Below are 10,998 nucleotides of genomic sequence, written 5' to 3' on the forward strand. Positions count from 1 at the left end.
AAACCAGCAAGTAGTGCTGACATACGGCCCACGTTACGGTTGTCTTCACCCGCTTGGTTGGCACAGCCATAGATCACATCATCGACCTGTTCCCAATCTACACTTGGGTTACGCTGCATGAGAGCCTTAATCGGCACAGCGCCAAGGTCATCGGCACGGACGGGTGCAAGGCCACCGGCATAACGGCCGAATGGAGTACGGATGGCATCGATGATATAAGCGTTTTTCATTCTAACTTTTGTCCTTTACTTCAGGCCTTTTTAGCCATTCTCCGTAGGTATTTCACGGTGGCGACATGGATGTCGCCGTGTTGCTCAGCACAACAAGGAAGTTGTGTCTGAGTAACAAAGATTTTTGGTTACTTTTTTAAAAAAGTGACACGAATTAGCTGGTGGTATTTGGCTTAAATAGATAAGACTCCGTTGAGATGCTTTATAAATTTTCATATCAACGAATACCATCACGGCTGTAATTTACTGTGATATCCGTAAGCTTGTTGTATAAGCGATACCTTACTTTTGAAAGGTCAAAAGTAACAAAAACCTTTGTTGAACACAGGAGGCTTCCTTGCCTCCCTGTCCAACGGGCGACATCCATGTCGCCTGTCACGATAGTGAATGCTGTGTAATAGGTGTTTGTTGTGTAAACCTTACCCTTGAGTCGCATCAATCAAAGTTGCACCCGTTAAAGCCTGTAACTCATCAAAACTAAGGCCTTCCACCTTTTCAATCACCTTTAAACCAGCTTTGGTCACATCAATCACACACAGGTCAGTGTAAATACGATCCACACAGTGCTTACCCGTTACCGGATAAGTCAGCTCAGCCACAATCTTCGGCTCACCTTGTTTGGTGACGTGGTCCGTAGTGATAAATACTTTCTTGGCACCAACTGCCAAATCCATTGCACCACCAACAGCAGGAATCGCATCCGGTGCACCTGTGTGCCAGTTGGCCAAGTCACCATTGGCTGCCACCTGAAATGCCCCAAGCACCGCAATATCAAGGTGACCACCACGCATCATGGCAAAGGAGTCTCCATGGTGGAAAAAGCTGCCGCCTTCAAGCATGGTCACGAACTCTTTACCCGCATTAATCAGTTCAGGGTCTTCTTCACCTGCCGCTGGTGGTGGGCCAAAAGCCAACAGACCATTTTCAGAATGTAGAAAGACATCTTTATCAGCAGGTAAGTAGCTGGCAATCTTGGTCGGTAAACCAATACCCAAGTTCACATAGGCGCCATCGGGAATATCTTGTGCCACACGCGCAATCTGGTCACGGCTGAGTTTCTGGTAGCTCATGTTATTTCTCCTTATTGCTTACTGTGCGGGCTGTACTTGTACAACATGTTGTACAAAGATACCTGGGGTAATGATGTGTTCCGGGTCTAATCCACCCAGCTCAACCACTTCAGAAACTTGAGCAATGGTGACATCAGCAGCCATGGCCATGATCGGACCAAAGTTACGTGCAGATTTACGGTAAACCAGATTGCCCCAGCGGTCGCCCTTATAGGCTTTAATCAGGGCAAAGTCAGCCTTGATCGGATACTCAAGCACATAGTCTTTACCATTAATATGACGGGTTTCTTTACCTTCGGCCAAAAGTGTTCCAAAGCCCGTTGGGGTAAACACCGCCCCAAGGCCCATACCTGCTGCCTGAATACGGCACGCCAGATTGCCTTGCGGTACGACTTCAAGCTCGATCTTTCCGGCACGATAAAGTTCATCAAACACATAAGAGTCAGACTGACGTGGAAAAGAACAGATCACTTTTTTAACTGAACCAGCTTTAAGCAGTTTCGCCAGACCATAATCACCATTACCGGCATTGTTGCTGACAATGGTCAGGTCTTTAACGCCAAGTTCAATCAGACCGTCAATGAGTTCAGCGGGTTGTCCTGCGGTACCAAAACCACCAATCAGAATGGTTGCACCATCTTTAATCTGCGATAAAACCTCGCTTAGTGAGGACTTACTTTTGTCAATCATGTGAGAAACCTTAGAGCATGAGGTAACGTGATGTATTACTACCGCTAAAAATTTATTGAAATTCTTAATGGTAGTAATAAATGGAGTAAATTTTGTGAGTCAAAAGCGAACTTTTAACTCACATACACTTTCAATTAAGCACTAGCGCGACGGCGTTCAACTTCAGTTGAAGGGGCAGCAGCGGCTTCTTTAACCAGTTCAATGTTAAATGTGATGTGTTTGAAAGCGTGATCTAAACCACGGCGTTGAATTTCAGCAGGATCTGTGACATCTACTGCTGTTGCTACTAAACCGTCACGAGTAGCGAAGGCAAAGTCATCCCATAAATACTCATCACCCTCAATGTTGAATTGAGTAGTCAGCTTGCGGTAACCCGGTGCAGAAACGAAGTAGTGAACGTGAGATGGACGGTTACCATGACGGCCTAACTTGTTAAGAAGAGCCTGTGTTGTACCTTCAGGAGGGCATCCATAACCAACTGGCATAGTGGTTAACGCTACATATTTACCATCTGCATCGGTGAAAATGGTACGGCGTAAGTTAAAGTCAGATTGTGACTTATCAAAGAATGAATAGTTACCTAAACTGTTGGCATGCCATACTTCAACTTTGGCATTTTCAATAATATTGCCATCAGTGTCGGTTACCGTACCTTCAATAATTAAGGTATCGATTTTGCCAGTCTCGGTTCCGTCATCCATACGTGCAAAGCCAACTGATTCAGGTGCGCCAGCAACATAAAGTGGACCTTCGATAGTACGAGGTGTACCGCCTGTAATACCAGCTTTGGCATCTGCTTCATCTGCACGTAAGTCAAGGTAATGTTCAAGACCTAAGCCTGCTGCCAAAAGACCAAGTTCATTTGCTTGACCTGCATCGGTAAAATATTCCAAACCTTTCCAAACTTCAGAAGGTTGGATGTCTAAATCTTCGATGGCTTGAAATAAATCCCCAAGAAGGCGCACTACAATTTGTTGAACACGTGCATCAACTTCGCCTTTTGCAGTGTCGACATTCATTTGTTTTACAAGCGCATCAATTTGTTGACGGTTCATACTAAAACTCCTTAAGTATGCAATACGGTTTTGGGTGGCAGCGCTGCGGGCATTTTGTTTTGCTAGCGAATAATTGCCGCCACGTTCCTTGTTACCTTCTGAATAATCTGCTTGGTTTTTAAATGGACTTCAGAGATCGCATTTAAAAAATTCTTTCTATTTACGAATCATCATCACGGACAGAAGATGGATGACGGTTAAGTGCCATCACTTCAATGTTCATATATGGATAGAGAGGTAAACCTTGTAAAATGTTGTGCAATTCTTCATTGCTCTCTACATCAAAAATACTGATGTTCGAGTACTGACCTGTAATTCGCCAGATATGACACCATTTACCTTGGCGTTGTAAGTCTTGCGAATAAGCCTTTTCAACGGCCTTAATTTCATTTGCTTTGTCGGCTGGCATATCAAGTGGAATATGCACATCCATACGTACATGAAATAACATGGGAAACTCCTTATCCTGTTGCCTTAACGACGTAATTTCTCAATCTTATCTTCATCAATTTCAATGCCTAGGCCCGGAGCTGTCGGCAAATGCAATTCAAAGTTTTCGTAACGTAGCGGCTCTTTTAAAATTTCTTCGGTAAGTAATAACGGACCAAATAATTCTGTGCCGAACGCTAACGTTTCAAAAGTTGCAAATACATGGGCCGATGCAATACTTCCTACAGGACCTTCAAGCATAGTGCCGCCATATAGGTCGATACCAGCCAAACCAGCAATTTTGCCAACTTCACATGCTTCGATCAGGCCACCAGATTGTTCAATTTTTACGGCAAATACATCTGCACCGTGATTTTTTGCAATACGGTACGCGCTGTCAGGTCCAGTTAAAGCCTCATCAGCCATAATGGCTACATCAAAACGTTGGGTGAGGCGAGCAAGTGCTTCGGTATTTTGAATGGCACATGGCTGTTCGATTAAATCGATTCCACCATCTTGGAGCTGTTGAATACCATGAATACACTCAAGTTCTGACCATGCACGGTTTACATCTACACGTACACTAACATCAGCCCCTAATGCTTTTTTAATAGCAATCACATGGTCAACATCTTGCTGTAAAGGACGCGCACCAATTTTAAGTTTGAACGTATTGTGGCGCTTTAGCTCAATCATTTTGCGAGCTTCAGCAATATCTTTTTCCGTGTCACCAGACGCAAGCGTCCAAAGCACAGGTAAACTATTACGCAGACGGCCGCCTAAAACTTCGCTTAATGGCACACCTAAACGTTTGGCCTGAATATCAAGTAGGGCAGTCTGAATGGCACACTTAGCAAAGCGGTTACCATTAATATTTTTACGAATCAGTTTTAGTGTTTGTGCAACATTTAAATCTTTAACTGATGTCAGTAATGGTGCAAAGTAGGTATCAATATTGGCTTTGACACTCTCAGGACTTTCTTCACCATAGTTCAGCCCACCAATGGTGGTGGCTTCACCCCAACCGACAATACCATCCGTGGTCGTAATTTTAACGAGTACCAAAGTCTGGGTACGCATAGTAGTCACAGACAACTGGTGAGGACGGATAGTTGGAATATCCACAAGTATGGTTTCTATGGTTCTATACATGAAGTTTCAACTATTACGAACTTGTTTGTATACCATAGAAGAATGTAATAGCCTAAAATAGATATAGAACGGTATTTTAAGATACTAAAAAGGTATATTAATGGAATTAAGACATCTACGTTATTTTGTTACCGTTGTTGAAGAACAAAGTCTGACTAAAGCCGCAGAAAAGCTTTTTATTGCTCAGCCACCTTTAACACGCCAAATCAAAAAACTAGAAGAAGAATTAGGGATCGATTTATTCGAAAAAGGCTCTCGTCCATTAAAAGTAACAGAAGCAGGGCTGTTTTTTTACCAGCATGCGGTGCAAATTTTGACGCACACCGCTCAAGCTGCTTCGATGGCTAAAAAAATGAAGCTGGTCGAGAATGTTGTTAAAGTTGGTTATGTGAGTTCGCTTCTTTATGGGCGATTACCACAAGTCATTTATCTATTTAGGCAAAAAAATCCTGACATTCATGTCGAGCTTATTGAATGTGGTACACGAGATCAGGTCGAAGCTTTAAAGTTAGGAAAAATTGATTTAGGTTTTGGTCGATTACCAATTAGTGATCCAGCCATTAAGCGACTTTTACTCAGAAAAGAAAAATTAAAACTCGCAATCCATAAAAAACACCCATTAAGTGATTTCCAAGAGTCAGGAATTTATTTATCTCAAATTATCAATGAGACAATTTTTTCTTATCCAACCACACCTAAACCAAATTTTTCGACCACTATTCAAGCTTTATTTACCAAATTAGGTCTTGTTCCGGCCAAGCTGACTGAAGTACGAGAAATTCATATGGCACTTGGCTTAGTGGCATCCGGAGAGGGTATTTGTATTATTCCGGAAAGCGCCTGTGATATTGGTATGAAGAATCTAACTTATTTAAATATCTTAGATTTAGAAGCCTATAGTCCCATCTCTCTATCCATGCGCAACATGGATCAAAGTTCCTATATTCCTAAAATCTTAGATTGTATTGAAGAGATCTATAGCGAAGAAGAAGTATCCAGAAATTTGAATTTATAAATTTTTAATACGCTTTAAATTGAATTATCATGTTATTTTAAAACTTTAAACCTATAGGTAATATGTAAAAGGAATTATTAAATGAGAAAAATTTTAGGTGTAGCTTCTCTCATTATGTCTACAGGTGTTGTACATGCTGAACAATTAAATGAACAAGAACAAATTTCTCCGTATAGTGCGAATGTGACTTTTGCAAGTCAATATATTTCACGTGGTTTTCAACAAACTTGGGGTAAGCCTGCATTACAAATTGGTCTAGATTATGCAAATCCGAATGGGCTATTTGTGGGTACTTGGGCATCAAATGTAAGTTCTAACTATCTCCGCGATGCTTCAGTTGAATGGGACTTTTATGCAGGTTATTTAAAAACCATCGATAAATTCTCAATTGGAATGTCTGTTTTTTATTATTATTACCCAGGTGCAAAAAGTACGCCTGAAACGGGGAGTACCAGCTACAACTATGGTGAAATTGTGCCCCAAATTGGTTATGGGCCTTTAAGTCTCAAATATTTTATTACCTATACCCCAGATTACGCAGGCTATAACTCAAATACGATGGGTGGACCTGAAGGTAAACGTTCACGAGGAACAACTTATTTAGATTTAAACTTTACACAGCCGATCAATGAAAGTTGGACTTTTGGTGCCCACTATGGCTATGAAAGAATTAAAAATTTCTCGGAAGCTAACTTTCAGGATATGAAAGTCGAACTTATTAAAGATTTAGGTGATGGCTGGACTACAGGGTTAGCTTATACCAAAGCGTGGGACAAAGACGGATACTATAGAAATTATAGTAATGGTGAGCCGGGTGCACCAATTTCAAATCCGATTGATTCGACCTTTACAGTATCTGTAAAAAAGGTGTTCTAATTTATAAATAAAAAGCCTGATCACTTTAATTTGGAGTCAGCAGGCTTTTTCTAATACATAGAGAAAATTATTTTTTAATTAAATCATAAGCCATTTTAGTATCGTCTAGCTGAACCAGTGAAGCATGACGAGCAGAGAGCGGATCTTTATTTTCAATTGCTGTTAAAATCGCTTTATGTCTTGGTAATGAATGACCTTGTAAATTTGGGCGTAGACTGGTGACTTGAATCGATTGCTGCAAAGGTAAAACCAGCATTTTTGACATATAAGCCAATAAGTCATTATGCGTTGCTTTGGCAATTGCTAAGTGAAACTGGATATCTGGCTCTATAAATTCTTCAACTGTTGTTGCCTTTTCCATTCCTTCATAGGCTTGCTTAATACGCTCAATATCTTCTTCATTTGCTGTACTTGCCGCAATATAGGCTAACTCCGGTTCTAAAACGCGTCGTACGGTAGAAAGTGTTTTAAAAAACTCGTGCTCAGGCGTCGTTTGAATTAGCCAAAACAATACATCCGGATCGAGTAAATGCCATTCTTCTTTAGGTCGAACTACTGTTCCGATTTTGGGCCTTGAATAAGTTAAGCCTTTCGCATTTAAAACGCGTATTGCTTCGCGAAAGACCGGGCGGCTGACTTTATATTCCTCACATAAATCAACTTCACTTGGGAGTTTTTCATTTTCTGAAATTTCTCCAGAAACAATTTTTAATCCCAATTGTTGAACGATTAATGCATGTTGGCTTTTGCTTGGAATAGGATTTTTATAGTCAGCTTTACTCATATTTCACTATTACGACATGTTGAATATCCTATGGTATAGATGACCTTGTGTTTTAACAAGATCATCTTTTTCAAGAATAAATATTAATGGGAATGACGTGGAACTTCTGAGCCACGGCAACCGACCAAGAAATCAAAATCACAACCCTCATCGGCTTGTAAAACATGTTCTACATAGAGCTTACGGTAACCGCCAATAAAACTTGGGGGAGCTGGTGGTGCTAAATTTTCAAGACGTTGCTTAAGTTCTTCATCACTCACTTCTAGGTGAAGTTTTCCAGCATAGGCATCAAGTTCAATGAAGTCACCATTTTGAACTACGGCCAAAGGCCCACCTGCCATAGCTTCAGGGGCAACATGTAAAACGACCGTACCATACGCTGTTCCACTCATTCGTGCATCGGAAATACGAACCATGTCGGTAATACCTTTGGCTAAAATTTTTGGCGGTAGTCCCATATTTCCAACCTCGGCCATGCCGGGATAACCTTTAGGGCCGGCATTTTTCATCACAAGAATACAAGTTTCATCGACATCTAGATCTGGGTCGTTAATACGGGATTTATAATCATCGAAGTTTTCAAATACGACTGCACGACCACGGTGTTTCATCAACTCCGGTGTGGCAGCAGATGGTTTAAGCACCGCACCTTTAGGCGCTAAATTTCCGCGCAAAATACACATACCGCCATCTTGTCGAATTGGATTATCTATTTTCCGAATCACTTCATCATTATAAATAGGTGACTGTTGGCAGTTTTCCCAAATGGTTTGACCGTTTACGGTTAAAGCTTGAGGATGTGGTAAGAGATTGGCTTCACCCATGCGACGAATCACGGCTGGCAAGCCGCCGCTATAATAGAACTCTTCCATTAAAAAACGACCCGAAGGCTGTAAGTCGACAATGGTTGGCATGCCGCGGCCAACACGGTTCCAGTCATCCAGTTGTAAATCAACCCCAATGCGTCCAGCAATTGCTTTTAAATGAATCACGGCGTTGGTTGAACCACCAATAGCTGCATTGACTTTAATCGCATTTTCAAAGGCTTCTTTGGTTAAGATTTTAGAAAGGCGTAAATCTTCATGAACCATATCAACAATGCGCATACCTGAAAGATGAGCCAACACATAACGGCGAGAATCTACCGCTGGAATGGCCGCATTGTGGGGTAAAGAAGTGCCTAGGGCTTCAGCCATACAAGCCATTGTAGAAGCCGTGCCCATGGTATTACATGTACCAGCTGAGCGTGACATACCAGATTCGGCGGATAAAAATTCATTTAAATCAATTTTGCCTGCTTTTAACTCTTCATGCATTTGCCAAACGATGGTACCTGCACCAATGTCTTTACCTTTGTGCTTACCATTCAGCATTGGTCCGCCAGTCACTACAATGGCAGGAATATCACAACTTGCAGCACCCATTAATAATGCAGGGGTGGTTTTGTCACAACCTGTCAGTAACACCACACCGTCAATAGGGTTACCACGAATCGCTTCTTCGACATCCATACTGGCTAAGTTGCGGGTAAACATGGCGGTAGGACGTAAATTCGACTCACCATTTGAAAATACAGGAAACTCAACAGGGTAGCCGCCCGCTTCTAAAATCCCTTTTTTTACGTGTTCGGCAATTTTTCGGAAATGCGCATTACATGGGGTGAGTTCAGACCACGTATTACAAATTCCAATAATGGGCTTGCCTTGAAACTCATGATCTGGAATTCCTTGGTTCTTCATCCAGCTACGATACATAAAGCCATTTTTATCCGTTGTACCAAACCAAGCAGCCGAACGAAGAACTTGTTTGTTATTCATACAAATTTCCCTATATAGTATTACTATTTGAATTAATTAATTTAAAAATACACCATAAATTTTATTTTTAAAAGGTTTGAAATTCAAATAGTATTACTATATTTTAAATTGAAAGGATAATTTACGAGCAAGATGCTCTATAAGTAAATAATAGGAAATGGAGTCGAACATGGATTTCGAAAAGGATGTAATACGGACGGTCACGTTTAAGCTGATACCTGCATTAGTCATACTATATCTGGTGGCATATATTGATCGGGCCGCTGTCGGGTTCGCTCATTTGCATATGGGTGCCGATGTAGGAATTGGTGATGCTGCCTATGGTCTAGGAGCTGGCTTATTTTTTATTGGATATTTTCTTTTTGAAGTTCCAAGTAATTTGCTTTTAGACAAATTTGGTGCTCGTAAATGGTTTACCCGCATTTTATTAACATGGGGCCTCATCACCATGGCCATGGCGCTTATTCAAGGCCCTAAAAGTTTTTATCTCTTAAGGTTTTTACTCGGTGTAGCAGAGGCGGGTTTTTTTCCTGGTGTTTTATACCTAATTACACAGTGGTATCCGGTGCGACATCGCGGAAAAATCATGGGAATGTTTGTGCTTTCACAACCGATTGCCATGATGATCGCAGGGCCTTTAGCTGGTCTATTACTTGGAATGGATGGCATTGCGAATTTGCACGGCTGGCAATGGTTGTTTGTTGCAGTTGGCTTGCCCGCGGTTTTATTGGCTTTACCTACATTTTTGTGGCTGCCCGATAACATTGATAAAGTAAAATGGTTAAGCATTGAACAAAAACAATGGCTTAAAAATGAACTCGTTAAAGATGAAGCCGAATATGACCAAACCCGACATGCCAATCCACTACATGCTTTAAAAGACAAACGCGTACTTTTATTAGCACTCTACTATTTACCGGTAACGTTAAGTATTTATGGTTTAAATCTCTGGCTTCCTACCATTATTAAGCAATTTGGCGGAGGTAGTGATATTCAAATTGGGTTCTTATCTAGCATTCCCTATATTTTTGGAATTATTGGACTTCTCATTATTCCGCGTAGTACTGACCGCCTAAACGATCGTTATGGACACTTAAGTTTTCTGTATGCACTAGGTGCTTGTGCAATGTTTTTAAGTGGTTGGCTAAATTCTCCAGTTATGCAGTTGGCAGCTTTGGCTGTAGTTGCGTTCTGTCTATTTTCATCGACTGCCGTGTTTTGGACACTACCGGGTCGTTTCTTAACGGGTGCAAGTGCAGCAGCTGGTATTGCCTTAATTAACTCTGTTGGAAATTTAGGTGGCTATGTCGGTCCATTTGGGATCGGACTGTTAAAAGAATACACGGGAAATATGGCTGCTGGTTTGTATTTCTTATCTATCGTCATGCTTTTTGGCTTGATTCTGACTTACATTGTCTATGCCAAGCTCGAACGTCAAAAAACACAAACAGTGAATATTCAAAAGCCTTTGTAAGGAATAAAACATGCAAATTATTCAATTTGAAAATCGTGCAAATCAACGTGCCGTCGCGAAAGTAGAAGGCAACATGGCATATCCGGTTAAAGATATTCAATCGGTTCGTGATTTAGCACTTTTAGCAATCCGCAATAAAGTTTCACTGGAACAACAAGTTGAGGCGTTAGGGTTTGAGTCCGAAACTTATGATTATTCATCTTTATTAGCAGACTTAAAGGTATTGCCGCCTTTAGATCATCCAGATCCAACGCATTGTTTAATTTCCGGTACAGGCTTAACCCATTTAGGTTCTGCATCTGCACGCGACAAAATGCATCAACAAAATTTAAGCGATGACAGCTCGGTAACCGACACCATGCGAATATTTCAATGGGGGCTACAAAAGGGCCGTCCAGCAGAAGGT

11 protein-coding genes and 1 pseudogene are annotated in these 10,998 nt (G+C 41.3%); 4 read left to right on the forward strand and 8 right to left on the reverse strand.

Annotation, left to right across the window (positions count from 1 at the left end):
- The 6 genes from C1642_RS05210 to C1642_RS05235 form a co-directional block, all read right to left on the reverse strand.
- Positions 1-230: acetyl-CoA acetyltransferase (locus tag C1642_RS05210; protein ID WP_103236014.1), on the reverse strand; the 230-nt coding region annotated here is incomplete at its 3' end.
- 419 nt (positions 231-649) lie between these two features.
- The gene (locus C1642_RS05215) at positions 650-1,300 is read right to left on the reverse strand and encodes a 3-oxoacid CoA-transferase subunit B (RefSeq protein WP_103236015.1); all 651 of its coding nucleotides are present in this window, start codon (positions 1,298-1,300) and stop codon (positions 650-652) included.
- An 18-nt stretch (positions 1,301-1,318) separates the two neighbouring features.
- A complete protein-coding gene (locus C1642_RS05220) occupies positions 1,319-1,990 on the reverse strand; it encodes a 3-oxoacid CoA-transferase subunit A (protein ID WP_103236016.1) in 672 nt (223 codons plus the stop codon).
- A gap of 134 nt (positions 1,991-2,124) precedes the next feature.
- Entirely contained in the window at positions 2,125-3,045 is a 921-nt protein-coding gene (catA, locus tag C1642_RS05225; protein ID WP_001081618.1) for a catechol 1,2-dioxygenase, read from the reverse strand.
- 160 nt (positions 3,046-3,205) lie between these two features.
- Positions 3,206-3,496 carry a muconolactone Delta-isomerase gene (gene catC / locus C1642_RS05230; RefSeq protein WP_103236017.1) on the reverse strand — a complete coding sequence of 97 codons (291 nt, stop codon included), beginning with the start codon at positions 3,494-3,496 and terminating at the stop codon, positions 3,206-3,208.
- Between the two features lie 23 nt (positions 3,497-3,519).
- Positions 3,520-4,626 (reverse strand): muconate/chloromuconate family cycloisomerase, encoded by a 1,107-nt coding sequence (locus C1642_RS05235; protein ID WP_001986121.1) that lies wholly within the window; start codon positions 4,624-4,626, stop codon positions 3,520-3,522.
- A gap of 100 nt (positions 4,627-4,726) precedes the next feature.
- On the opposite strand from C1642_RS05235, the gene C1642_RS05240 reads away from it, so the two are divergent.
- Together C1642_RS05240 and C1642_RS05245 are read left to right on the forward strand one after the other, a co-directional pair.
- Entirely contained in the window at positions 4,727-5,641 is a 915-nt protein-coding gene (locus C1642_RS05240; protein WP_000423293.1) for a LysR family transcriptional regulator, read from the forward strand.
- Positions 5,642-5,722: 81 nt separating this feature from the next.
- Positions 5,723-6,517 carry a TorF family putative porin gene (locus tag C1642_RS05245; protein WP_072618924.1) on the forward strand — a complete coding sequence of 265 codons (795 nt, stop codon included), beginning with the start codon at positions 5,723-5,725 and terminating at the stop codon, positions 6,515-6,517.
- A 67-nt stretch (positions 6,518-6,584) separates the two neighbouring features.
- Here the strand turns inward: C1642_RS05245 and C1642_RS05250 are convergent, their stop codons facing one another.
- Together C1642_RS05250 and C1642_RS05255 are read right to left on the reverse strand one after the other, a co-directional pair.
- The gene (locus C1642_RS05250) at positions 6,585-7,301 is read right to left on the reverse strand and encodes a FadR/GntR family transcriptional regulator (RefSeq protein WP_000029961.1); all 717 of its coding nucleotides are present in this window, start codon (positions 7,299-7,301) and stop codon (positions 6,585-6,587) included.
- Positions 7,302-7,384: 83 nt separating this feature from the next.
- Positions 7,385-9,118, reverse strand: a complete 1,734-nt coding sequence (locus tag C1642_RS05255) for an IlvD/Edd family dehydratase (protein ID WP_001060819.1) — start codon at positions 9,116-9,118, stop codon at positions 7,385-7,387.
- A gap of 169 nt (positions 9,119-9,287) precedes the next feature.
- On the opposite strand from C1642_RS05255, the gene abaQ reads away from it, so the two are divergent.
- Both abaQ and C1642_RS05265 read left to right on the forward strand, forming a co-directional pair.
- A complete protein-coding gene (gene abaQ, locus C1642_RS05260) occupies positions 9,288-10,592 on the forward strand; it encodes a multidrug efflux MFS transporter AbaQ (protein ID WP_000345069.1) in 1,305 nt (434 codons plus the stop codon).
- A 10-nt stretch (positions 10,593-10,602) separates the two neighbouring features.
- Positions 10,603-10,998, forward strand: a pseudogene (locus C1642_RS05265) (FAH family protein); the annotation flags it as partial.

The organism is Acinetobacter sp. AKBS16 (genome assembly GCF_002899995.1).
Taxonomy (GTDB): Bacteria; Pseudomonadota; Gammaproteobacteria; order Pseudomonadales; family Moraxellaceae; genus Acinetobacter; species Acinetobacter baumannii.